Here is a 21,457-nt window from a genome sequence, read left to right on the forward strand (position 1 = left end):
CAGTCGTCCGGTGATCGGTAGGTGGTGGTGACGGTGACCAGCGCCGGGGCGGTGCGCAGCTGGGGAGAGAGGCTGCGCCCCGCTGCCGTCCGGCTGGCCATTGCCGGCGGCCTGGCTGCGGCCGCCTGGCTGGCCGGAGCTGTCGCCGCCAATGCCGACGAGTCACCGGCCCGCGTAGACGTTCTGAGCCCGTCGACCGATTCGGAGTTCCAGGAGCCGGCCAGGACGGATGCCGTCGCGCGGGCCGGTGGCCTCGGCGCACGCATCACCGAACGGCTCAATGCCAAACTGGGCCGCCCGTCCGCCGCGCTGACCACACTGGCCGCCGAGGACGATGGCCTGGACGCCAAGGGCGGCAGCCTGGCCACCACCGGCTCCGCCGAGGTCCAGCCGCTGTCCGAGGACGAGGGCGAGACCCCGGCGCCGACCAGGACGATCCGCACGCCGAAGTCCACCGAGGGCACGGCCAGCGCGTTCCGCCAGCCAAAACCGGTCCCGCCGCCGGCGGCCGAACTGCCCGCGCCGCCACCGGTGACCGAACCCGAAGTGGCAGCGCCTCCGGCCGAACCGGCGCCCACCGTCGCCGCCCGCACCGTGACCACGGTGCGGCAGGCCATCGGCAAGATCGTGCCGCAGCCGAGCGCCGATCGGGCCGAACACCAGGACTTCCCGGATCTGCCCACCGGTCCGGATCATCGCCAGCCGACCCCGCACGCGCCGTCCTCGGCCTCGCTGGGCGGCACGGCCTCGGACAACGGTGGTGCCCGTGGCGCCACCGCGCTGATCACCGCTCCGCTGCCGCAACTGCCCAAGCCGAGCCTGGTGACCGTCGAGCGCCCGCGCACCGCGGGTTCGCCGCACAACACCCCGGGTCTGCCGCCCACCTCGCCCGACTGACCGAGGTCGGTCTTACGCCATCGGTGTGCGTGCACGGCCTGTGACGGCTTGCGCCATCCGAGCGGCATTCCCGGCGCGGCTTTTCCGCCGCACCTGCGTTGAGCAGGAACAACCTCCCGCGTGATCCAGTGATCGGCCATTCGTCGCCGCGGTTGCCGGACTTTCCGAGCAACGCCGACCGAGCCGGCCAGCGTCCTGTGAGCACGCCCCTGATCTCCCAACCGGCCGACCGCGCCCGGCCGTGTTGGGTGCGCAGCCCCGGTACCGCGTTGCCCCCGCGGTACCGGGGCTCCTTATTTGTCCAGGTCAGGTCACTGCGACCAGGTCAGCGCCGGTCCCGGTGAGGGTGGCAGCGGCCCGGGTCAGCCGGTGCACCGCCTCGGTCAGCACCGCCGGGTCCTGGGCGAAGGACAGCCGCAGCCACCGCTCCAGCCCGCCGTGCACGCCGAAGCGGGAGCCCGGCACCAGGTGCAGTCCGTGGTTGACCGCGGCGGCGGCCAGCCGGGTGCTGATCGGCCCGTCCAGCCCGCACCACAGGCTCAGCCCGCCGCCGGGACGACGGATCCGCCAGGCGGGCAGCTGCTCACTCAGCGCGGCGATCATGGTGTCCCTGGCCGCGGCGAACTGGGCGCGGCGGCGGGCCAGCAGTGGTTCCGGATCGGTGAGCAGCTCGGTCAGCACCAGCTGGTCCAGCACCGAGGAGCCGAGGTCGATCGAGGCCCGCACCCCGGCGAGTTGCTGGGCCAGTTCGACCGGCGCCCGCAGCCAGCCCAGGCGCAGCCCGCCCCAGAGCATTTTCGAGGCCGAACCCGCGGTGATCACCTGCTGCTCGGCGAAGGCGGCCAGCGGCGGCGGCCCGTCCAGCGGATCGCCGTCCAGGTCCAGCTCGGCCAGAGTCTCATCGACCAGCGCCAGCGTCCGGGTCCGGCGCAACGTGGCGGCCAGCTGCGCCCGGCCCTCGGCATCCAGCCGCAGACCGGTCGGGTTCTGGAAGTCCGGCATCAGGTAGGCCAGCCGGGGCGCGCCCTGGCGCAGGGTGGCCTCGATGCCGGGCAGGTCCCAGCCGTCCGGGGCCAGCGCGACCGGCACCGGCTGGGCGTGCGCGGCCCGGATGGCGTCCACCGCGTTGGGATAGGTCGGGTTCTCCACCAGCACCCGCTGTCCCGGCATGACCAGCAGCCGCAGGGTCAGCGCGAGCGCGTGCTGCGCGCCGCTGGTGATCATGACCTGGTCCGGGCCGGTGGGCAGGCCGCGCCGGGTGTAGCGCTCGGCGATGCGTTCGCGCAGCGGCAACAGGCCCATCGGCGCGTACCCGGGTCCGCTCAGGTACTCGGGCAGCCGCAGCCGGGCCGCGTCCACCGCGGCGGCCAGCTCGGCTGGCGCGGCCGGGGTGGCCTGGGCCAGGTTGATCGCCTCGGCCTCCGGCAGCGGGCTGAACCCCTCCCGCGCCACCGGCCTGCCGGGCAGGGTGATCCAGGAGCCCGCGCCCCGGCGGCTGGCGATCAGCTCCTGTTCACGCAGCCGGTCCAGCATCGCGGTGACCGTGGTGCGGCTGAGGTCGAGCGCCTGGGCCAGTTCGCGTTCCGCGGGCAGCCGGGTGCCCACCGGCAGTCGTCCCTCCAGCACCAGCAACCGCAGTGCGGCGGCCAGATCGGCGGACTGGGCGCGGTGCGGACCGTTGCGCCAGCAGCCGAGTAGATCGGCGAGGTGCGGCGCGGAGATCCGGCCACCGGCGGGCAATGCCTGGCTCATGTGGGCCAATTTTTCCACTTTGGCCCTCGAAGTAAAGGCCAATCCCCGCACAGGATGGCGGCATGGCGTCCCCGACAGTCCCCCTGCACCCGCTCCCGGTCCGCTTGCGGCCGCTCCGGCGGCTCACCCAGCTGCTGGCCGGGCTGCTGCTCTACGGCGCGAGCATGGCGCTGATGATCAGGTCCGGACTCGGCCTTGACCCGTGGGACGTGCTGCACGAGGGCCTGACCCGGCACATCCCGCTCAGTTTCGGCACCATCACCGCGATCACCGGGGTGATCGTGCTGCTGGGCTGGATCCCGCTGCGGCAGCGGCCGGGCATTGGCACGGTGGCCAACGTGGTGCTGATCGCGGTCGCGGTGGACGCCACCCTGTTCCTGCTGCCCGCGGCCGGTTCCTGGTGGCTGCGCGGGATCTTCCTGGTGGCCGCGATCGTGCTCAACGGCCTGGCCACCGCCGCCTACATCGGCGCCCGCCTCGGCCCCGGCCCACGCGATGGACTGATGACCGGCCTGTGCGCGCGGACCGGCTGGTCAATCCGCCTGGTGCGCACCGGGATCGAGATCGCAGTATTGGTGCTGGGCTTCTTCCTGGGCGGCACGATCGGCATCGGCACCCTGCTGTACGCGATCACCATTGGGCCACTTGCCCAGTTCTTTGTGCCGTTCGTGGCACTGCGTACTCCGGCTGAGTGGAAAACGGCCCAGTAGCAGGCTTTCCCGGGTTTTCGCATTACTGTCCCGATCGTGCCTGCGATCGAGATGGCGGAACGGGCAGGGGTCCACCTCACCGGCGGTTTCGCCGAGAGCGAGGACCGCATCGTGGTCCTGCCGAACGCGGTGGTCCTCCTGGACGGCGCGACCCGGCTGGAGCCGGGACGGCACACCGGCGGCTGGTACGCCGAGCGGCTCGGCGACCGGCTGCGCAGGCAACTCACCGCCCAGCCCGACATCGACCTGGTCGAACTGCTGGCCGCCTGCATCAGCCAGGTGGCCACCGACCACGACCTGGAACCCGGCAAGGCGCCCTCCAGCACGGTGGCCCTGCTGCGCTGGGACGAGGAGCGGGTGGACGCCCTGGTGCTGGCGGACAGCCCGGTGGTGGCCTTCACCGTGGGCGATGTGCACGTGCTCAACGACACCCGGCTGGCGAACCTGTCCGTGCCCCGGCGCACCGGCTACCGCGAACAGCTCCGCGACGGCGCGGGCTTCTCCGGCGCGCACCTGGACGCGCTGCGCGAATCGGCCACCGAGGTGGGCCAGTGGCGCAACCGCGAGGGCGGTTTCTGGGTGGCCGAGGCCGATCCGGTGGCGGCCAAGCAGGCGATGCGCGCGCACTGGATGCGGGATCAGGTGCAGGCGGTGGTGATGGCCAGCGACGGCGTGTCCTGCGGGGTGCAGGACTACGGCGTGTTCACCGACTGGACCGCGCTTTACGACCAGGCGGTGCAGGACGGCCTGCACACGGTGCTGGACGCGGTGCGCAAGGCCGAGGAGTCCGATCCGGACGGCCGCAAGTGGCCACGTCCGAAGCGCCACGACGACCAGAGCCTGGTCGTGGTGCATTTCGACGACGACTGGTTCCCCCGCTTCTGAGGTCCTACCCTCCGACCATGCCGCCGGAGCCGACCCCGGACCCGTTCGCCACCGCCCTGCGCGCGGCCATCGCCCGCCGCGGCCTTGGCCTGCACCGCATCCGCGAACACCTGCGCACCAGGGGCGTCACCATCTCCGCGGCCACCCTGAGCTACTGGCAGTCCGGCCGCAGCCGCCCAGAACGCCACGAGTCCCTGACCGCCCTGCACCACCTGGAAGAGGTCCTGGCCGTCCCGCCAGGAGCCCTGACCGCCCTGCTCGGCCCGCCACGCCCCCGCGGCCTGCACCGAGTCCCCGAACTCCCCGAGATCGGCGCCTTCTGGCCGGCCCCAACCGAGGTCGAACAAGCGGTCAGCGAAATAGACACCACCTGGGACGCCCGCCTGACCCGCTTGAGCCAGCACGACACCATCCACATCGGCCCCGACCGCGAGGAACTCTCCTTCGTCTCCCGCCAGGTCCTCAAAGCCAACGCCGACGGCCCAGACCGCTGGGTAGTCATCCTCCACCTGGACGAACACAATCATCCCCTCCCCGAAGTAAAACCCCTCCGCCACTGCACCCTGGGCAGACAAACCACCAACCCCGGCACCGGCCTACTCGCAGCCGAACTCCTCTTCCCCAAACCCTTACACCGCAACGAAACCATCATCACCGAACACGAACTGACCAACCACGCCCCGCACCCCACCGCCACCAACTACGAACGCAAATTCCGCCTCCCAGTACGCGAATACGTGCTGGAGATCCGCTTCCACCCCACCTGCCCCCCAGCCACCATCACCCGCCACACCACCACCAAAACCACCCACCACACCGAACAAGTCCACCTGGACGAACTCGCCTCAATCCACGGCGTGGCAACAGACTTCGGCCCAGGAACCTACGGCTTCCATTGGACCTGGCCATAAAAAAGTGGGGCGCCCCAACCGGAACGCCCCACCAACCTCACACAGTCACAGACCAACTCTTCAACGTGCCCACATCCCCGGGCCCGTTGTCCCCAACCCGCAACGTCCAGTTCCCCCCAGCCTGCTCACCGGTCCGCACCGTAAAGGTCCGGCTCCCGGGGAACGCATGGCACTCAAACCCCCCAGCCCGCTGCAACGAGTAGTACCGCCCAGAAGGCCCCACCAGATTGATGTTCAGATCCTCCTGGCAGCTGTGCACCGCATCCACCACCACAGTCACCGGTACAACCGCACTCCCCGAAGCAGTGGACCGCACCGGACTCACCGCCACCGCGAAGTCCCAAATCGCAAAAGCGTTGCCGTTACTGAAGGTCCGGGCCCCCGCATCCCCCTTCGCGGTACGAGCCGTAATCACCGCACTGGCCCCAGACCGGTTCCCCGCGGCATCCCGGGCCCGCACCACAAACGAGTACTCCGTATCAGCCGCCAACCCGGAAACAGTCGCCGAAGTCCCCTCAGCACTGGCCACAACCTCCTCCCCCCGGTACACGTCGTACCCAGTCACCCCAACGTTGTCAGTAGCCGCATCCCACCCCAACGCCACCGAAGCAGCAGTGACCCCGGTAGCCCGCAGGTTCCCCGGTACCGAAGGCGCCTCGGTGTCCCCACCCGGATCCCCGGTCACCAACGTCAGCCCCCACTTCTTCAACGCCTCCCCCACCGGCTGAAAGATCGACTGGTTGTCCGCCCCACCCGGCTCACAAGACGACTGCCCACCCGAGTGCAACCCCACAGCCTTGTCCCCAACCAGCCACCCCCCACCAGAGTCGCCTCCCTTAGAGCAGGCAGTGGTCGTGGCCAACCCCTCAACAACCACGTTCCCATAGTTAATAGTCTGATTAACCGCAGTAACCCGCCCACACTGCCACTTAGAAGTATTCCCCGAGTGACAAGTACTCTGCCCCACCACAGGCTCCACAAAACCCGAAACAGTAACGGCAGCACCACCCCAAGTATTCACCGAAGGCGACAGACCCCACCCAGCCTCCGTGACCGCAACAACCCCCATATCCCCTTCCCGCGCATTAACGCTACGGGACCCACCAACGTTCGACGTACCAACCCGATTCTGCTGCCCAGACTGACCATAAGCAGCCTGACCAACATCATTAGTGCAGTGCCCGGCAGTCAAAAAGTGCTTCCCCCCAGCAGAATCAGTGGCCCCGAAGCCAACAGAGCAGTTGCTTTCGCTCCCCGGCCACCACGGGTTCCCCGTCCGAACCTCCCCAGCCTGCTGAACTGGTGCCGAAGCATCGACCACTACCCGCACAGCCTCGCCAAACCCCCGAATCCGCGCCACCACATCAGCACTAGCCGTAGCCACAGTCCGAACCACCACCTGCGCACTAACCGGATCAATCCCCCAAGAGGTAACCCCAGTCGGCCCCGCAGCAACCGAACCAACTCGCCGAACAATCCCATCAAGCTCAGCCCGACTGCGAGAAACAACTTGAACCCGAGAGCCACTTTGCCGAACCTGCTCAGCAGCACCCTCTCCGTAAACAGACACAACTAGCTGACCGCCACCCGGATCAATCCACTTCCCAACAACATCACCAGGATCAGCAGAAGCACTAGCAGGAAATACCAACGAAAGTAATACCGCAGGGATAAACGCCTTCATCAGGTTCCTTCCAAAGCAGGGAACCCAAAGCTAGAACGCAACCACCAACGAACGTCAGGGTTAACAGTTAACCAACCCCAGTTAAGCGTTAACACCTGTGGACAACCTGTGGACAACCCCACAACACACCGCTACCCACGCAACCACGCTGGTTCAGAGCCGACCGCAACGTGGGGGTCCGGGGGGCTCGGCCCCCCGGGTCGGATGCCACCGAAAAAAGCGAAATCCCCCAGCTCGGGGGATGAGCAGGGGGATCCCATTTCGGTGGCCAGGGGCGGGGTCGAACCGCCGACCTACCGCTTTTCAGTTCTCGGGTCGGCCGTTCGGTATCGTCCATCCCGGACGTTTCGGCTGGTCAGCGCAACCGTAGCAACGATCGGAGACAGTTCGGACGGACCCGGACTGAGACCCGGACTGAGACCCTGGCCCTACTACCCCGGGCGAGGGTAGTAGGGCTGCTCTTCCTGCCTCCGCAGCCAGCAGCCAGTGAGTGAACAGGCCAGCCCCGACCACACCCCCTGTCCCAGCCCTCACGAGGCCACCGACACGCCCCCGTTCACTCGTTCACTCCGGTGGGCTCAGCCCAGCTCAACCCGCGTGAACGCGCCCCACGAACCCGGGAGTGAGTATTCACGCCTCGCATGCTGGCTCACGCGCCACTCACCCAGGGGACATGACATCCCGCCCCCCTGGTTCCAGCCGATCTCAGACCGGCTGGAACCAGGGGAAGCCCCCGCCCAGCCCGGCTGGTCAGGCTCCCGCCCTTCCCAGCCGAGTTAGCTCGCCCGGACCGTCGCCGTACCCCCGAAAACGCATGATCAACACACGTTCAGCGGTCGATCTAACCCAGTTAGTTTTCTAACTTTCCGCAGTTCAAGGCGGGTTAAGGTCGAGTTAGCCCCCGGGTTAGAAATCTAACCCGGCCCGACCGATCTAACCCGCGACTTAACCCGCGATTAACCCACCCGCCCCTCCCCCGTTCGGCGCTCTACGGTGCTCTCAGCGCCCTGTCCGCGCCACCCCCGGCCCGGCTACCCTGGGGACGTGACATCCGCCAGCACACCCAGGAAGGAGGCCCCGTGAGCGAGCAGCCCGTCAGCGTCTCCGCAGACGACCTGCACACCTACCAGCAAGCCGCCGCCCAGCAGGCAGCCCGCTGGGAAGACGCCGTGCGCCGCGCCGAAGGCGGTGAAACCGTCGCCGTCATCGCACACGGCGAACACGTCGCCGACGTCGTCCCCTCCGGCGAGCTGGACCGCCTCCGCGAAACGATCGACGTGCTCGCCGATGCCGACCTGGTCCGAGACCTGCGCGAAAGCATGGAGGACATGCGCGCCGGCCGAACAGTGTCCGCCGACGAGATCGCGGCGGACCTGCGCGCCCGTTCCGGTGACCGGTGACCGCGGCTACGCCCTACACGGTCACCTTCACCCCCGGCGCCCGCCGCAGCATGAACAGGCTGCCCATGGATGTCGCCACCGCGCTGTTCGAGCACATCACCGGACCAGTCGCGGGCAACCCGCGCCGTCTCGGCAAGCCCCTGGACGAACCATATGACCAGGTATGGAGCACCCGACGGGGCGAATACCGGGTGCTGTACGCGATCGACGACACCACCCGTGTGGTCACGGTCCTGACCGTGGCCCACCGCCGAGACGCCTACCGGCCTCGGTGACACCCCGACCTCGGTGTCACCGAGGTGTCACCGACATGTCACCGCTGTTTTCCCAGCTCAACCTACCTGCGGTGACACCGGTGACACCGGTGACAGGGCCTGGGAGGGGTGTCACCGCACCAACGCTGATTGCAGTACGGATACCGGCCCGGCCGCGTTGAGGGGACGTGACGCCCGCTACCGAACACGGTGACACCTTCGCCGGGTGTCACCGCCGTTTTCCCAGCTCAGCCCACCTGCGGTGACACAGTGACAGCGGTGACACCCCCGAGTTGAGAGTGTCACCGCTGCCCCAGGTCCAGCGCGTGGCGACCTAGTCGCCGTGCACAACGCGGTTGTAGCCGCGCTGCCCATCCAGGTCGAGCCAGTCTTCCGGCGCGGCGGCAGGCATGACGCCCAGGTTGCGCAGCAGCTTGCTTGCCGCTGTCATCCGATCCACGGCGGTACCGCTGTCACGGTCTGGCTGTAGTCCGCGCTCGGTCAGGAGTTCGATAACGTCTTCCACCAGTCGACGGGGATCGTAGGTCTGGTTACCCTGCGACATTAAACAGACTCCTTACTAACCCACCGGTTTCCGGTGATACGCTCGTATACTTCGATATAACGCGCCCGCGTTGCCTGCACAATATCATCAGGCATAGCCGGTCCGGGTGGCGTCTTGTCCCATCCGGTTGTCAGTGACCAGTCTCTCACAAACTGCTTGTCAAACGCATGCTGCGGGCGGCCAGGCTCCCATTCATCAGCAGGCCAGAAACGCGACGAGTCGGAGGTTAGAACTTCGTCACCCAATGTCAGGACACCGCCCGAATCAAAGCCGAATTCAAGCTTGGTGTCTGCAATGATGATTCCATTCTTGGCAGCATGCTCCGCACCCTTGCCATACAGCTCGATCGTTAGATCACGAAGTCGCTCCGCAGTCTCATGACCGATATCGTTCACTACATCCGCAAAGGTGATGAACTCATCGTGTCCCGTATCAGAGATCTTTGTTGTCGGCGTAAAAATGGGTTCAGGAAGACGACTACCTTCCACAAGCCCAGCAGGCAAGGGCACACCCGACACAGCTCCAGTCGCCCGGTACTCTCGCAGTCCGAGCCCCGCCAGGTAGCCGCGAGCAATACACTCCACCTGAATCATTCTCAACGGCTTGCAGCGGAGAGCGCGGCCAGAGAATTCGGCGGGAACATCTTCACTGGAGATCACATGATTGGGCACATCCGAACGAAGCTTGTCGAACCACCATGCCGACAACTGCGTAAGGAGAGCACCTTTATCGGGAACCGGAGTCGGCAGGGAAACGTCATAAACCGACACTCTATCCGAAGCGACCAACAGCATATCACCGTCGATCTCGTACAGGTCGCGAACCTTACCGCTGTGAATGTGCTTCATTCGGCTTCCTCGTTGGTGTACTCGTAAAATACCCAGTGGTCAGGAAGCGCTGTCGATTCGCCATACTCAAGAACAACGCCATCACTATCCACAAACCTATTCCGACTGACTAGCACGGCAGATTCCACCGGGACGCCCAACTCCTCAGCTTCCTCCTCACTGGCGAAGCCTGCGGCGTGCTGCACGTAGGTCACCACGGCCGTTCGGCCGCTCTGCTCTTCCACGTATCGCGCTGTTCCCTGAACGATTCGTTCGGTAGACAGCAGCAGTGGGCAGCTCGCAGCGAGCGCACCGTCGAACCACGACACCGATGTCGAAACCGGGGTGTGGTCAACGGTGTAGGTCGTTCGCTGCCTGCGGATGGCAGGTGCCCCTTCCTGGATACCCAGCGCGTCCGCCGCAAGCGCCGGCGCAGGACTGAGCACGGCTGTGCGGATCTTGGCGTAGTGGCCAGGTGGGTAGATCTTGCCGGTTCGATGTATCGCGATACTGCGATCACGGGCGGAGTGGTGAAGTGTTCCATTCGTCTGAACAACGGTGCCCACGCCGCTCACGGCGCGAGTCAGCCCTTCCGCTCGGAGGGTAGCCAACACCTTCGTGGCCGTGGCCATCGCGACACCCCACGTCCGGGAGATCTCCCGTGACGACGGCACCAGGTCCCCGTCTTGCAGCTTCCCGGCCTTGATCTGTTCGCGGATGTGTCGAGCGACCTGCAAGTACGGCGGCTCCGCACGTTCGATGGTCGGCACTGCTCGCTCCTCTACCAGACCGTGTACTAGCACACGCACCGTATCAGTAGATCGTTTCCGCAGTTCAGGGCGCTTCTCTTGCGTGCACTAGTGCACCACTTGCATGCGTACTAGTGCACTGCTACTGTCTCTCTTGTCGCACCGGAGTCACGGACTGCGGCAGACAACAGGAAGCCCCGGCGGTGCGGGAACACCGGCCGGGGCGCGCACCTCAACGGTTGGAGCCATCAGATGCAGGACCAGACTACCCGCTACCTGCGGGTCAACGCAGTCGCCGAACGGTATGACATCTCCAAGGCCACCATCTACCGCGCCATCAAAGCCGGAAAGATCGACGCCTTGCTCATCGGCAAGTCCCTGCGCATCCCCGAGTACGCCCTCCGCGCTTTCGAGGAAGCCGCCGCCGAAGACGCCTACACCGCGCTGAAGGCCATGGGGCACAACGCTTCCGCCGCCGACCTGGACACCGACGAGACGGCGGAGGTGGCCTGAAATGATCCCCCAGAACCACGCCTTCGGCACCATCGGCGGCCACGCCACCCACTGCCTGTCCGGCCTGCGTCAGCAGAACACCACCCGGGCCACCGTGCAGGTCAGCATGACCTACGCCCTCTCCTATGAAGACCTGGTCGCCGTGCTCTACGTCCTGCTCACCGGCGGCATGCAGCTCACCGACCTGGCCGAGGACGCCCTGGCGCACGAGCTGGTCATGGACACCCTCCTCAACGCCTCCCCCTCCGTGGAGCAGGCCCAGGTGGAGATCGGCGAGGGCGGGCTGAACGCGGAGCGGGCCGAGGCCCTGACCCACGCCAGGGACCGCGTCGCCCAGCTCTACGGCCTCCCCACCACCGCCCCGGCCCGACGCACCCGGGCACGCGCCAAGGCGGCAGTCTGATGACCGCCACCCTCACCGGCGCCGCAATCCAGGTCACCCGACGGCAGGCCGGACCACGCGATCCGCGGTTCACCTTCACCGACACCACCACCGGCACGGCACTGTTCGAGCTGGGCAGCTACGGCGAGTTCGCCGCCGCGCTGCTGCTCTCCGACGCCGATCTCACCGGCGACCTGGACGCCTCGGCAGTGGCCGCCCTGGTAGTCGCCACGGTCTGCCGTTTCGGCACCGCCACGGTCCGGCAGACCGACGAGAACCTCCTCGCCTACAACCGGTGCATCGTCACCGGGCAGTCCACCACCGGGTGCGTTCCGGTGCCGAAACGGCGCTACGACCGGTGCACCAGCCTGGCGTGGCGACTGGGCTGGGCCGTCGACGGACTCGGCCTCACCAGGCGCTGAGCGACTGCCGAAACGGCAGCCCTGCGGCCCGCCGGTTCCTGCCGGTCCGGCAGTCCCAGCCGCATTCCGCCCGGCTGGGCCTGCCGCACCCGGCACCCCGCACCAGCACCCCGCGCACACCACCAGTGGGAGCGTTCATGAACCACCCTGACACCACCACCCCGGCACCGGGCCTACCCCGCCTCCGCGCGGTTCCGCCCCCGGGTACAGCCGCTCTCGCCCCGGCCGCAACCACCGGCGAACAACCTGCCGCCGCACCTGGCGGCAACAGCAACGGCACCACCTCCGAACCCGGGTTCACGGCACCGGCAACCAGCAACCTGGTGCTGCCGCGCGGCACCGGCGGCTTCACCCTCGGCCCTGCCGGATCGGCTGCCGGTCCGCGCTCGGCCTGGACCGCCAGCGAGCTGATGGGGATGGAGTTCCCCGAACCGCGCTGGGCCGTGCCCGGGTTTCTCGCCGAAGGGGTGAGCCTGCTCGCCGGACCACCCAAGGTCGGCAAGTCCTGGCTGTCCCTGTCCCTGGGCCTGGCCATAGCTGCCGGAGGATTGGCCTTCGAACGCATCTCCGTCCAGGCCGGACCGGTCCTGTACCTGGCCCTGGAAGACACGCCCCGCCGGTTGCGCACCCGGATCGAGATCGTGCTCGGTGACGCGCCCGCGCCGGACGGGCTGACCCTGGCCACCGCGTGCCCGCCATTCCCTACCGGTGGCGTGGCAGCCATTGCGGCGTGGTTGGAGGAGCACCCGGCCGCCCGCATGGTCGTGATCGACGTCTTCGCCAAGATGCGCGGTGTCCCACCGGCGGGCATGTCGGCTTATGAAGCCGACTACGCCGCAGTCGGGCACGCCAAGCGGCTTGCCGACCGCTACGGGGTCGCGGTGGTCCTGGTCCACCACGTCCGCAAAGCCGCCGCTGAAGACTTCCTGGCCACCGTCTCAGGCACCAACGGCATCGCCGGTGCCGCCGATGCGGTGCTGGTCCTGGAACGCGGCCGAGGCCGAGCGGACGGGCTACTGCACATCACCGGCCGCGACGTCGAAGAAGCCGAACACGCACTCGCCTTCGCCCCCGAACGCGGCGCGTGGTCACTGCTGGACGGCCCGGCCAGCGACCACACCATGGGCGACACCCGCGCAGCCATCCTCAACCACCTGCGCGCCAACCCTGGACAACGGCCCTCGGAAATCGCTGCGGCCTTGGTACTCAAGGCGGACGCGGTCAAGCAGACCTGCCGCCGGATGGTCGAGAGCGGCGAACTGCGGAGCCTGCCGGGCGGCCGGTACTTCCCCGCCGGTGACACGAGTCCCGCAGAGGGTGTCACCGCTGTCACCGTGTCACCCGACCTGGCCTGAGCTGCACAAACTCCGGTGACACCGGCGGTGACACCCCGCCCGCCGGTGTCACCGACCTCAACGACCTGGAAAGGACCGATCCCGATGACCGCGATCACCAACCCCGTCGCCCTGCTGGACCAGGTGCAGGCCGCCAGCGCCGAGGCACACCGCGTGCTGCACGACGCCGCCCGCGAGAAGTCCATGACCCTGACCCGCTCCACCCCGTCGGCGTGGCTGGCCGAGCAGTTCACCACCCTGGTGTGCGCCATCGTCACCGGCACCGTGCGCAAGTGCCGGCACTTGGGCGCCGCTCCCCAAGTCGCCATGGCCGCAGTCTGGGCACCCGGCCACCTGGTCTGCCCGACCTGCTTCCCCCAGCTCGCCCCCAGCCCGGCCGAGGACAGCACCTGCGACCGCTGCCGCAAGCCCGCCACCACGCTGCACAGCACGATCACCGCCGCCGGACCGATCCTGCTCAGCTACGGACTCTGCCCCACCTGCCACACCCCCACCGCAAAGGAGTCCCGATGACCACGCCAGCAACCACCACGGCCCGGATCCTGCTCACCGTCGAACAAGCCGCCGCGCAGCTGTCTATCGGCCGCACCCGGATGTTCGCCCTCCTCAAGAACGGCGCGGTCGACTCCGTGCGGATCGGGCGCAGCCGCCGCGTCCCCCTGGACGCCCTCCGCACCTACACCAACCAGCTACGCGCCACCGGCCGCGCTCACGCGGCGTAACCAAGCGGACGGCCTCCGGCCGACTCAATTCCTAGCGGCCAGGGCCGCTAGACCTAGCACCTCCGCTAGCAGCCCGACCCAGCCACCGGCCAGGGACCCGCTCAGGGACCCATCAGGGAGGGAGGGAGTTCTCCCTCAGCGGGTCCCTGGCCAGCCTCCCTCACATCACCAGCGACAACACCAGCGAGGGACCCCAGGGACCCACCACCAGCGACCAGCCAAAACACCCCGAATACCGCCCGTGCGGACGCCCAGTGCGGGTCCCTCCCTGCCGGTCTAGCGCCTAGCGGCCACGGCACCGCAACCCCTGAAAACACCCCCAGCAGCCGGTTTCACCCCTCCGGCCGCGCGACCTCGCACACCCAAGTCCAGTCACTACGAGTAACGGAGATCGGGCATGCCACGCAAGAAACGTCCCGAAGGCACCCGCGCCCCCAACGGCGCGTCCAGCATCTACTTCAGCGAGTACGACCAGCTCTGGCACGGCCGCGTCACCATGGGCACGCTCGACAACGGCGAACCCGACCGGCGGCATGTCAAACGCAAAACCGAGACAGAAGTCAGTGACGCAGTTCAGGCGCTGGAAACGGCGCGAGCAACTGGGAAGGTACGGAAGCCTGGCCGAGCGCAGACCGTAGAGGCATGGCTTACGCACTGGTTCGAGAACATCGCCAAACCGTCCGTGCGATACAAGGCCGCCAATGCGTACCGGACTGCGGTCTATCACTGGCTGATTCCCCATCTCGGAGCGCACCGACTCGACAAGATCGAGCCTGAGCATTTCGAGAAGTTGTACGCGAAGATCCTGCAACAGGGGCGGAAACCCGCTACCGCTCACCAGGTGCACCGGACTGCGCGGACTGCATTCGGGGAGGCCAAGAACCGAGAGCACATCTTCCGCAATCCGGTCGAACTGGCGAAGGCACCGAAGGTTGAGGAAGAAGAGATCGAGCCGTACGACGTTGATGAGGTCAAGATTCTGATCGGGCGTGCGCTTCGCCGTCGAAACGGTGTGCGGTATGTGCTCGCGCTCGCATTGGGGCCTCGGCAGGGCGAAGCGATCGGCGCGAAGTGGTCGCGCCTGGACAGGAAGAACAAGCTGCTTCGGCTGCCCAAGCAGCTTCAACGACAGACCTGGCAACACGGTTGCGATGATCCGAAAGCGTGCGGCGCGAGGTACCACAAAGTGTTGCCCTGCAAGGAAACCTGCAAGCGGCACAGCCGGAAGCCGTGTCCACCGCCCTGCCCGGCGAACTGCGAAAGTCACGCCCGCTGGTGCCCGAAACGCCACGGCGGAGGTCTGGTCGAAGTCCCGGTGAAGTCCAAGGCCGGAAAGCGGGGGATTCCGTTGCCAGATCAGCTGTTCGCGTTGGTCTTGGACCACGAGAAGGAGCAGGCGAAGGAGCGCGAGCACGCAGGGTCGGAGTGGCAGGAAGGCGGTTGGATGTTCACCCAGCCCAACGGTCGGCCGATTGATCCGCGCCAGGATCTGGCCGAGTGGAAAGAGCTGCTGGCCGAGGCCGGTCTTCGGGATGCTCGGCTACATGACGCCCGGCACACTGCGGCTACGGTGCTACTGCTGCTCGGTGTTCCTCAGCCGGTCGTCATGGAGCTGCTGGGCTGGTCGAACAGCGCCATGGCGAGGCGGTACCAGCACGTGACCGCAGTCATCCAGCGCGGCGTGGCTGACCAGGTTGGCGGGCTGCTCTGGGGTACCGACTGAGACCCGAACTGAGACCCAAAAGCCCCCTGAGTGATCAGGGGGCTTTTGTTTTGCCTGGTCAGATATGGTGGCCAGGGGCGGGGTCGAACCGCCGACCTACCGCTTTTCAGGCGGTCGCTCGTACCAACTGAGCTACCTGGCCGAAAGGGGCTCGCTCCGTGGAGCGAACCCCTTTTGCGACCCAGACGGGACTCGAACCCGCGACCTTCGCCGTGACAGGGCGACGCGCTAACCAACTGCGCCACTGGGCCTTGCATCGTGCTGTACTGCGTACCCCCAACGGGATTCGAACCCGCGCTACCGCCTTGAAAGGGCGGCGTCCTAGGCCACTAGACGATGGGGGCCGGATGTTTCTGACTCCAGTGAATCAGAAGTTCTCCTGCACCCTCAACGGCTTTCCGTTGGGAGCATGGATAGCTTAGGGCACGGGGGGCCGAAGTTCCAAAACGGGGGTCCAGAAAGCTCGCCACCAGGGAAAACGCTCACCGAGCCAGCGCATCCGGCGATCAAGACGCCCCCGCCCGACCTGCCGAAGTCACCCATCCGAGCCCACTTACCCGGATGGAGCAGCGGCAGTCGAACCCCTGTGAGTTCCGCCACTGCCCCATCCGCCCGGTCATGGGGTCGGCAGTGCCCGCATCAGCTCGCGGAACTCGACCAGCTCCGCCTCGGACAGCGTGTCGGCCAGGGTCCGGCCCATCGCGTTGTCGGTCAGCTCCTCGGCCTGGCGCCAGCGGCGGGGCAGGTCGGGGTTGGCCTCGGTGCGCGCGATCAGCGCGTCGGCCTCCTCCTCCTGCCAGGCCAGCCTGGTCATGATCTGCTTGCCGCTCTCCGGGTTGACCGCCAGCGCCTCGGCGATGCCGATGCCGCAGGCACGCAGCGCACCGAAGTGCAGGCCGCCGCGGTACTCGCGCACCAGGTTGAGCGCGTGCGCCAGCCGGGCCGGGGTGTCCTCGGGGCGTGGGGCCTCCCGCCAGCCGGCGAACAACGGCAGGTTGCCGGCGTCCGCGCCGTCGCTGATCTGGAACAGCAGTTCGGCGGTGCGGGCGGCCTCCGGGACCTCGGCCAGCGCCTCGCGGCCCCACTCCCAGCAGGCCGCGGAGAACTCGGCCACCGCGGCCGTGGCCGGCAGCAGCTGGGTGACCTGCGGGATCACCGCGTGCATCAGCCACTTCGGGAAGATGCCGTACAGCTCGGCGACCACGGTGGAGGACGGATCGCCCAGCACCGCGGACCGGCCGCGGAAGTACAGACCGCCCCTGGGCAGTTCAAGGGCCTTGGTGTGCGCGTTCATCTGGGGCGAGGTCATGAACACTCCGCCCAGCTTCACCAGCGGTTTCCGGGTCGCCTCAGCGACCTCGACCGGACTGGTCACGTGTTGCCTCCTCAGCCGCCTCCCGCGGAGGCGGTTCGCCATTGGGTCAGCCACTCGTCAGTGGCGATACCAGGCAGCAGCACCCGCCACGCCTGGTCCATCCGGGCGACGTAGTCCGCGTACCCGGTCAGGGCCGCGGCGATCTCCCGGTTCCCAGCGAACACGGCGTTGAGCACCCGCGCCACCTCCACCGGATCGACACCCGGTCGCAGCAGTCCCTCGTCCCTGGCCCGTTCGGCCAGCACGGTCAGCAGGGACTCCCAGTTCAGGTACTGCGGGCGCAGTCCGGAAGCGTGCACTTCCGGGTCGGTGGAGAGGCGGACTCCCGCGCGCACGATGGGGTCGCCGGAGATCATCTCAACCGCCTGGGTGGTGGAGCCGATCAGCGTGCGCAGGGCGTCCAGGCCGCGTTCGTCCCAGCGGCGGGTCAGCTCCGGCCACAGCGCCTGTTCGGACTCCATGATGGCCGCGGCCAGGGCGATCTTGGACGGGAAGTGGAAGTAGAAGGCCCCCTTGGACACGCCGCAGCGTTCCAGGATGAGGCTGAGCGAGACGGCGGCGTAGCCGAGCCGGTCGAACTCCGACGCGGCGGCGACCATGATCGACTCTCGGGTGACCTGGGCTCTTGGCTGCGTGGGCATGGCGGCTCCGTGATCACTGGCGGCACCGCAAGTTACCTCTTCGACGGGATTCCGCACAGCGGTCCTACCACCGGGTGAAAGGCCATCACCCTGTGCTGTCCGCGACACCATGAAACTGATTCATTGCCGGACCAGCCGACCGCTCGGTATGTTTTGCCGCGGCAGCCCGAGGCGGGCGCCGGGGGGTGTGCGTCTCGGGGGTGCGGGGCGTGGCTTCCGCGGCCACGTCCCGCACCGGCCCAATCGTTTGTCGCGCCCAGGCGCTACCGCCGCACCGGCGGGATGCCGTCCTCCTCACTGGGCACGAGTCCCAGCATGTCAAGCAGCATGCGGCAGTCCTCGGCGTCTAAAGCGCCACGCGCCACGGCCATGCGCGCCCTGTGTACTTGTTCCGCGGAGATCCGGGATGGCTCTCCGTTCCGCGGCAGCGGCACCCCGCTGCCCTTGGCAACCGTGTCGTCCTGTTCCCACAGGTACTTCCGCACCTCGAGCGACCCGTGCATGGCGCCTCCCCGACGTTGGCTTCGCAGGCAGGCTAGCCACTGGTTTCCTCGCTCACAGCCCCCCGCCGAGTGATTCATCAAGAACCCTGTGTAATCAACGGTTGGCAATCTGTCCCTTGACAGGACAAGCGTTCTGTGAGCCAGGCCACCTCTCTGGCGTTTACCCCTACCCCCTAGGGGTATGCTCACAGCATGGCCGAGGAACACAGCCACCCGTACAGCAAACGCAAGGACGCCCACCTGCGCCGACTCCGTCGAGTCGAGGGGCAGGTCCGCGGACTGCAGCGGATGGTCGACGACGACACCTACTGCATCGACGTGCTGACCCAGGTCTCGGCCGCGACCAGGGCACTGCAGGCCTTCGCCCTCGAACTACTCGAGGAGCACATGGCCGGCTGTGTCGTGGAGGCCGCGCGCACCAGTGACGAGGCGGCCCAGGCCAAGGTCCGCGAGGCGGCCGAGGCGATCGCGCGCCTGGTCAAGTCCTGACCGAACGCCCTGCCGCCGGGATCCGTAGTCGTGAGCGGGTCCCGTTTCCCCTGAACCTGAACGAGGAGCACTCATGTCCGTCAGCGCCACCTACACCGTCACCGGCATGACCTGCCAGCACTGCGTCAGCTCGGTCACCGAGGAGCTGTCCGAGGTCGCCGGGGTCACCGGCGTCGCGGTGGATCTGCCCACCGGCGCGGTGACCGTGACCAGCGAGCGCGAGCTGACCGCGGCCGAGGTCCAGGCCGCGGTGACCGAGGCCGGTTACCAGCTCACCAGCTGAGCATCCGGTAGGCGAGGCGGAGGGGAGCGGTTGTGACGACCACGGAGGCGGGCCGGCGGATCGAGCTGGCCATCGGCGGGATGACCTGTGCGGCCTGTGCCGGGCGGGTCGAACGCAAGCTGAACAAGCTCGACGGCGTGACCGCCACGGTCAACTTCGCCACCGAGCGGGCCACCGTGTCCTACCCGGACGGCCTGGACGTCGGCGCGCTGGTGTCGGCGGTGGAGGCCGCCGGGTACACCGCGATCCCGCCGCAACCGGCCACACAGTCCACTGTGGACGGTGAAGCTACTGACGAGCGGGCCGAGGACCTCAAGGCGCGCTTCGTGATCGCCGCGCTGCTCGGCCTGCCGGTCATCCTGCTCTCGATGATCCCGGCGTTGCAGTTCCCGTTCTGGCAGTGGGTCGCGCTGGCGCTGTCCTCGCCGGTGGTGCTGGTGTGTGGCTGGCCGTTCCACCGCACCGCCGCGGTGAACCTGCGGCACGGCGCGACCACGATGGACACCCTGGTCTCGATGGGTGTCGCGGTGGCCTACCTGTGGTCGGTGTACGCGCTGATCTGGGGCGGGGCCGGGATGCCCGGCATGGTGCACGAGTTCAGCCTGCTGCCACGGGAGTCCAGCACCGCGGACATCTACCTGGAAGTAGCCGCGGGCGTGACCATGTTCCTGTTGCTGGGCCGCTGGCTGGAGGCCGGCTCCAAGCGGCGCAGCGGCGCGGCACTGCGGGCGCTGCTTGCCTTGGGCGCCAAGGATGTCGCGGTGCTGGCAGACGGCAGGGAGCGGCGGATCCCGGTGGACGCGCTGACCGTGGGCACGCTGTTCGTGGTGCGGCCGGGCGAGAAGGTGGCCACCGACGGCGTGGTCGAGGAGGGCACCTCGGCGCTGGACCGGTCGATGCTGACCGGGGAGTCGGTGCCGGAGGAGGTCGGGCCGGGCACGGCGGTGGCCGGGGGCACGGTGAACGCGGGCGGTCGGCTGGTGGTCCGGGCCAGCCGGGTCGGCGCGGACACCCAGCTCGCCCAGATGGCCCGGCTGGTCGAGCAGGCGCAGGCGGGCAAGGCGCAGGTGCAACGGCTGGCCGACCGGGTCTCCGCGGTGTTCGTGCCGGTGGTGCTGGTGATCGCGGCGGCCACACTGGCCTTCTGGTTGTTGTGGGGCGCCACCGCCTCCTTCGCGCTGACCGCGGCGGTGGCCGTGCTGGTGATCGCCTGCCCGTGCGCGCTCGGGCTGGCCACGCCGACCGCGCTGCTGGTCGGCACCGGGCGGGGCGCGCAGCTCGGCATCCTGGTCAAGGGGCCGGAGGTGCTGGAGTCCACCCGCCGGGTCGACACCATCGTGCTGGACAAGACCGGCACGGTGACCACCGGCGTGATGACGCTGGCGGGGGTGGTCCCGGCCGAGGGCGTGGACCGGATCGAGCTGTTGCGGCTGGCCGGGGCGGTGGAGGCGGCCTCCGAGCACCCGATCGCACGGGCCATCGCCGACGGTGCGGCCAAGGAGGTCGGCGAGCTGCCGACGGTGGCCGATTTTGGCAACAACGAAGGCCTCGGTGTGCAGGGAACGGTGTCCGGGCGGGCAGTGGTGGTCGGCCGGCCGCGGTTGCTGGCCGAGCGCGGGGTCGAGCTGACCGCGGAGCTGGCCGAGGCGGTGCGGGTGGCCGAGGGGTCCGGGCGCACGGTGGTCGCGGCCGCGGTGGACGGGGTGGCGGCCGGGCTGCTGATGGTCTCGGACACGGTGAAGCCGACCAGTGCCGAGGCGGTGCGCAGGTTGCGCCAGCTCGGGCTGCGGCCGGTGCTGCTGACCGGGGACAACGCCACGGTGGCCGCCGCGGTGGCCGCGGAGGTGGGCATCCCGGCGGCGGATGTGATCGCCGAGGTCATGCCTGCGGACAAGGTGGCCGCGGTGCGCGGGCTGCAGGGCGAGGGCCGGGTGGTGGCCATGGTCGGCGACGGGGTGAACGACGCGCCCGCGCTGGCAGCCGCCGACCTGGGGCTTTCCCTGGGCACCGGCACCGATGTGGCCATCGAGGCAGGCGATCTGACCCTGGTCCGCGGGGACCTGCGGGTGGCCGCGGACGCGATCCGGCTGTCCAGGCGCACCCTCGGCACCATCAAGGGCAATCTCTTCTGGGCCTTCGCCTACAACGTGGCAGGTTTGCCACTGGCCGCGGCCGGGGTACTCAACCCAATGCTGGCCGGCGCGGCGATGGCGTTCTCCAGTGTGTTCGTGGTCACAAACAGCTTGCGCTTGCACCGATTCCGGTCTTGGGCCGAGTGAGATCGGTTTTAATCCACACTGTGCACAAACTCGGTCACCCGATGTTCATAACGCCGTTTTGGTGAATAAGTACAGGACATAAACAAAAAACTTCCACGACATCCCTGGGCACCGACGAGTGAGCATGCAACAATCA

At 68.1% G+C, this 21,457-nt stretch carries 24 protein-coding genes and 3 tRNA genes; 16 read left to right on the top strand and 11 right to left on the bottom strand.

Translation table 11 applies throughout. The annotated features are described in order from the left end of the window. Nucleotides 1-33: 33 nt before the first annotated feature. A complete protein-coding gene (locus ACTOWY_RS09675) occupies nucleotides 34-897 on the top strand; it encodes a hypothetical protein (RefSeq protein ID WP_441309263.1) in 864 nt (287 codons plus the stop codon). A 306-nt stretch (nucleotides 898-1,203) separates the two neighbouring features. On the opposite strand, the gene yczR is transcribed toward ACTOWY_RS09675, so the two are convergent. Beyond that, nucleotides 1,204-2,649 (bottom strand): MocR-like transcription factor YczR, encoded by a 1,446-nt coding sequence (gene yczR, locus ACTOWY_RS09680; RefSeq protein ID WP_441309264.1) that lies wholly within the window; start codon nucleotides 2,647-2,649, stop codon nucleotides 1,204-1,206. 62 nt (nucleotides 2,650-2,711) lie between these two features. Here yczR and yczE point away from each other — a divergent pair, with 62 nt between their 5' ends. From yczE to ACTOWY_RS09695, 3 genes are read left to right on the top strand one after another with little or no spacing between them, the layout of a single operon-like run. Beyond that, nucleotides 2,712-3,359: a membrane protein YczE gene (gene yczE / locus ACTOWY_RS09685; RefSeq protein WP_441309265.1), complete on the top strand. Its 648-nt coding sequence runs from the start codon at nucleotides 2,712-2,714 to the stop codon at nucleotides 3,357-3,359. A gap of 36 nt (nucleotides 3,360-3,395) precedes the next feature. Continuing rightward, nucleotides 3,396-4,244 (top strand): hypothetical protein, encoded by an 849-nt coding sequence (locus ACTOWY_RS09690; protein ID WP_441309266.1) that lies wholly within the window; start codon nucleotides 3,396-3,398, stop codon nucleotides 4,242-4,244. A gap of 17 nt (nucleotides 4,245-4,261) precedes the next feature. Then, on the top strand, nucleotides 4,262-5,155 hold the full coding sequence (locus ACTOWY_RS09695) for an XRE family transcriptional regulator (protein WP_441309267.1): 894 nt from the start codon (nucleotides 4,262-4,264) through the stop codon (nucleotides 5,153-5,155). A 37-nt stretch (nucleotides 5,156-5,192) separates the two neighbouring features. On the opposite strand, the gene ACTOWY_RS09700 is transcribed toward ACTOWY_RS09695, so the two are convergent. After that, nucleotides 5,193-6,839: a proprotein convertase P-domain-containing protein gene (locus ACTOWY_RS09700; RefSeq protein ID WP_441309268.1), complete on the bottom strand. Its 1,647-nt coding sequence runs from the start codon at nucleotides 6,837-6,839 to the stop codon at nucleotides 5,193-5,195. A 1,079-nt stretch (nucleotides 6,840-7,918) separates the two neighbouring features. Here ACTOWY_RS09700 and ACTOWY_RS09705 point away from each other — a divergent pair. Both ACTOWY_RS09705 and ACTOWY_RS09710 read left to right on the top strand, forming a co-directional pair. Next, on the top strand, nucleotides 7,919-8,239 hold the full coding sequence (locus ACTOWY_RS09705; RefSeq protein ID WP_441309269.1) for a hypothetical protein: 321 nt from the start codon (nucleotides 7,919-7,921) through the stop codon (nucleotides 8,237-8,239). Beyond that, nucleotides 8,236-8,514 (top strand): type II toxin-antitoxin system RelE family toxin, encoded by a 279-nt coding sequence (locus tag ACTOWY_RS09710; RefSeq protein WP_441309270.1) that lies wholly within the window; start codon nucleotides 8,236-8,238, stop codon nucleotides 8,512-8,514. Before ACTOWY_RS09705 ends, ACTOWY_RS09710 begins: the two co-directional genes overlap by 4 nt. Nucleotides 8,515-8,827: 313 nt before the next feature. Here the strand turns inward: ACTOWY_RS09710 and ACTOWY_RS09715 are convergent, their stop codons facing one another. Genes ACTOWY_RS09715 through ACTOWY_RS09725 form a run of 3 tightly spaced genes read right to left on the bottom strand, consistent with a single transcriptional unit; the run spans nucleotide 8,828 to nucleotide 10,655 of the window. Then, nucleotides 8,828-9,058 carry a hypothetical protein gene (locus ACTOWY_RS09715; RefSeq protein ID WP_441309271.1) on the bottom strand — a complete coding sequence of 77 codons (231 nt, stop codon included), beginning with the start codon at nucleotides 9,056-9,058 and terminating at the stop codon, nucleotides 8,828-8,830. Next, nucleotides 9,058-9,906: a phosphoribosylaminoimidazolesuccinocarboxamide synthase gene (locus ACTOWY_RS09720; RefSeq protein WP_441309272.1), complete on the bottom strand. Its 849-nt coding sequence runs from the start codon at nucleotides 9,904-9,906 to the stop codon at nucleotides 9,058-9,060. The genes ACTOWY_RS09715 and ACTOWY_RS09720 overlap by 1 nt, the downstream gene beginning before the upstream one ends. Continuing rightward, nucleotides 9,903-10,655, bottom strand: a complete 753-nt coding sequence (locus ACTOWY_RS09725) for a GntR family transcriptional regulator (RefSeq protein WP_441309273.1) — start codon at nucleotides 10,653-10,655, stop codon at nucleotides 9,903-9,905. The genes ACTOWY_RS09720 and ACTOWY_RS09725 overlap by 4 nt, the downstream gene beginning before the upstream one ends. A gap of 231 nt (nucleotides 10,656-10,886) precedes the next feature. Here ACTOWY_RS09725 and ACTOWY_RS09730 point away from each other — a divergent pair, with 231 nt between their 5' ends. The 7 genes from ACTOWY_RS09730 to ACTOWY_RS09760 all read left to right on the top strand — a co-directional run bounded on the left by ACTOWY_RS09730 (nucleotide 10,887) and on the right by ACTOWY_RS09760 (nucleotide 15,751). Continuing rightward, entirely contained in the window at nucleotides 10,887-11,147 is a 261-nt protein-coding gene (locus ACTOWY_RS09730) for a helix-turn-helix transcriptional regulator (RefSeq protein WP_441309274.1), read from the top strand. A gap of 1 nt (nucleotide 11,148) precedes the next feature. Beyond that, nucleotides 11,149-11,550: a hypothetical protein gene (locus tag ACTOWY_RS09735; RefSeq protein WP_441309275.1), complete on the top strand. Its 402-nt coding sequence runs from the start codon at nucleotides 11,149-11,151 to the stop codon at nucleotides 11,548-11,550. Continuing rightward, on the top strand, nucleotides 11,550-11,951 hold the full coding sequence (locus ACTOWY_RS09740) for a hypothetical protein (RefSeq protein WP_441309276.1): 402 nt from the start codon (nucleotides 11,550-11,552) through the stop codon (nucleotides 11,949-11,951). Before ACTOWY_RS09735 ends, ACTOWY_RS09740 begins: the two co-directional genes overlap by 1 nt. 137 nt (nucleotides 11,952-12,088) lie before the next feature. Further along, entirely contained in the window at nucleotides 12,089-13,306 is a 1,218-nt protein-coding gene (locus ACTOWY_RS09745; protein WP_441309277.1) for an AAA family ATPase, read from the top strand. 84 nt (nucleotides 13,307-13,390) lie between these two features. Next, complete coding sequence (locus ACTOWY_RS09750; protein ID WP_441309278.1) at nucleotides 13,391-13,819, top strand: hypothetical protein; 429 nt, start codon at nucleotides 13,391-13,393, stop codon at nucleotides 13,817-13,819. Continuing rightward, a complete protein-coding gene (locus ACTOWY_RS09755; protein WP_441309279.1) occupies nucleotides 13,816-14,028 on the top strand; it encodes an excisionase family DNA-binding protein in 213 nt (70 codons plus the stop codon). Before ACTOWY_RS09750 ends, ACTOWY_RS09755 begins: the two co-directional genes overlap by 4 nt. Before the next feature lie 397 nt (nucleotides 14,029-14,425). Further along, nucleotides 14,426-15,751, top strand: coding sequence for a tyrosine-type recombinase/integrase (locus ACTOWY_RS09760; protein WP_441309280.1), 1,326 nt, complete (start codon nucleotides 14,426-14,428; stop codon nucleotides 15,749-15,751). 65 nt (nucleotides 15,752-15,816) lie between these two features. On the opposite strand, the gene ACTOWY_RS09765 is transcribed toward ACTOWY_RS09760, so the two are convergent. The 6 genes from ACTOWY_RS09765 to ACTOWY_RS09790 form a co-directional block, all read right to left on the bottom strand. Beyond that, nucleotides 15,817-15,893: transfer RNA gene (locus tag ACTOWY_RS09765), tRNA-Phe, on the bottom strand. Nucleotides 15,894-15,928: 35 nt separating this feature from the next. Continuing rightward, nucleotides 15,929-16,002, bottom strand: a tRNA-Asp gene (locus ACTOWY_RS09770). Between the two features lie 20 nt (nucleotides 16,003-16,022). Next, a tRNA-Glu gene (locus ACTOWY_RS09775) sits at nucleotides 16,023-16,095 on the bottom strand. A 272-nt stretch (nucleotides 16,096-16,367) separates the two neighbouring features. Then, nucleotides 16,368-17,126 carry an SCO6745 family protein gene (locus tag ACTOWY_RS09780; RefSeq protein ID WP_441309281.1) on the bottom strand — a complete coding sequence of 253 codons (759 nt, stop codon included), beginning with the start codon at nucleotides 17,124-17,126 and terminating at the stop codon, nucleotides 16,368-16,370. Nucleotides 17,127-17,137: 11 nt separating this feature from the next. Continuing rightward, nucleotides 17,138-17,767, bottom strand: coding sequence for a ScbR family autoregulator-binding transcription factor (locus ACTOWY_RS09785; protein WP_441309282.1), 630 nt, complete (start codon nucleotides 17,765-17,767; stop codon nucleotides 17,138-17,140). Between the two features lie 263 nt (nucleotides 17,768-18,030). Beyond that, nucleotides 18,031-18,270, bottom strand: a complete 240-nt coding sequence (locus ACTOWY_RS09790) for a hypothetical protein (protein ID WP_246492451.1) — start codon at nucleotides 18,268-18,270, stop codon at nucleotides 18,031-18,033. A 192-nt stretch (nucleotides 18,271-18,462) separates the two neighbouring features. Here ACTOWY_RS09790 and ACTOWY_RS09795 point away from each other — a divergent pair, with 192 nt between their 5' ends. The 3 genes from ACTOWY_RS09795 (at nucleotide 18,463) to ACTOWY_RS09805 (ending at nucleotide 21,321) form a co-directional block, all read left to right on the top strand. Further along, nucleotides 18,463-18,759 (top strand): metal-sensitive transcriptional regulator, encoded by a 297-nt coding sequence (locus ACTOWY_RS09795; protein WP_185000665.1) that lies wholly within the window; start codon nucleotides 18,463-18,465, stop codon nucleotides 18,757-18,759. A gap of 73 nt (nucleotides 18,760-18,832) precedes the next feature. Beyond that, nucleotides 18,833-19,042: a heavy-metal-associated domain-containing protein gene (locus tag ACTOWY_RS09800; protein WP_441309283.1), complete on the top strand. Its 210-nt coding sequence runs from the start codon at nucleotides 18,833-18,835 to the stop codon at nucleotides 19,040-19,042. An 80-nt stretch (nucleotides 19,043-19,122) separates the two neighbouring features. Continuing rightward, nucleotides 19,123-21,321 carry a heavy metal translocating P-type ATPase gene (locus tag ACTOWY_RS09805; RefSeq protein ID WP_441309533.1) on the top strand — a complete coding sequence of 733 codons (2,199 nt, stop codon included), beginning with the start codon at nucleotides 19,123-19,125 and terminating at the stop codon, nucleotides 21,319-21,321. Nucleotides 21,322-21,457 lie beyond the last annotated feature (136 nt).

Source organism: Crossiella sp. CA198 (assembly GCF_052078295.1).
Taxonomy (GTDB): domain Bacteria; phylum Actinomycetota; class Actinomycetes; order Mycobacteriales; family Pseudonocardiaceae; genus Crossiella.

Bases quoted from the DNA above. Each gene is read 5' to 3' on its own strand.
- ACTOWY_RS09795 (WP_185000665.1), top strand. From the start codon at position 18,463: ATGGCCGAGGAACACAGCCACCCGTACAGCAAACGCAAGGACGCCCAC.
- ACTOWY_RS09790 (WP_246492451.1), bottom strand. From the start codon at position 18,270: ATGCACGGGTCGCTCGAGGTGCGGAAGTACCTGTGGGAACAGGACGAC.
- ACTOWY_RS09720 (WP_441309272.1), bottom strand. From the start codon at position 9,906: ATGAAGCACATTCACAGCGGTAAGGTTCGCGACCTGTACGAGATCGAC.
- ACTOWY_RS09785 (WP_441309282.1), bottom strand. From the start codon at position 17,767: ATGCCCACGCAGCCAAGAGCCCAGGTCACCCGAGAGTCGATCATGGTC.
- ACTOWY_RS09745 (WP_441309277.1), top strand. From the start codon at position 12,089: ATGAACCACCCTGACACCACCACCCCGGCACCGGGCCTACCCCGCCTC.
- ACTOWY_RS09805 (WP_441309533.1), top strand. From the start codon at position 19,123: ATGACCTGTGCGGCCTGTGCCGGGCGGGTCGAACGCAAGCTGAACAAG.
- ACTOWY_RS09750 (WP_441309278.1), top strand. From the start codon at position 13,391: ATGACCGCGATCACCAACCCCGTCGCCCTGCTGGACCAGGTGCAGGCC.
- ACTOWY_RS09755 (WP_441309279.1), top strand. From the start codon at position 13,816: ATGACCACGCCAGCAACCACCACGGCCCGGATCCTGCTCACCGTCGAA.
- ACTOWY_RS09715 (WP_441309271.1), bottom strand. From the start codon at position 9,058: ATGTCGCAGGGTAACCAGACCTACGATCCCCGTCGACTGGTGGAAGAC.
- ACTOWY_RS09760 (WP_441309280.1), top strand. From the start codon at position 14,426: ATGCCACGCAAGAAACGTCCCGAAGGCACCCGCGCCCCCAACGGCGCG.
- ACTOWY_RS09800 (WP_441309283.1), top strand. From the start codon at position 18,833: ATGTCCGTCAGCGCCACCTACACCGTCACCGGCATGACCTGCCAGCAC.
- ACTOWY_RS09700 (WP_441309268.1), bottom strand. From the start codon at position 6,839: ATGAAGGCGTTTATCCCTGCGGTATTACTTTCGTTGGTATTTCCTGCT.
- yczE (WP_441309265.1), top strand. From the start codon at position 2,712: ATGGCGTCCCCGACAGTCCCCCTGCACCCGCTCCCGGTCCGCTTGCGG.
- ACTOWY_RS09730 (WP_441309274.1), top strand. From the start codon at position 10,887: ATGCAGGACCAGACTACCCGCTACCTGCGGGTCAACGCAGTCGCCGAA.
- ACTOWY_RS09735 (WP_441309275.1), top strand. From the start codon at position 11,149: ATGATCCCCCAGAACCACGCCTTCGGCACCATCGGCGGCCACGCCACC.
- ACTOWY_RS09740 (WP_441309276.1), top strand. From the start codon at position 11,550: ATGACCGCCACCCTCACCGGCGCCGCAATCCAGGTCACCCGACGGCAG.
- ACTOWY_RS09695 (WP_441309267.1), top strand. From the start codon at position 4,262: ATGCCGCCGGAGCCGACCCCGGACCCGTTCGCCACCGCCCTGCGCGCG.
- yczR (WP_441309264.1), bottom strand. From the start codon at position 2,649: ATGAGCCAGGCATTGCCCGCCGGTGGCCGGATCTCCGCGCCGCACCTC.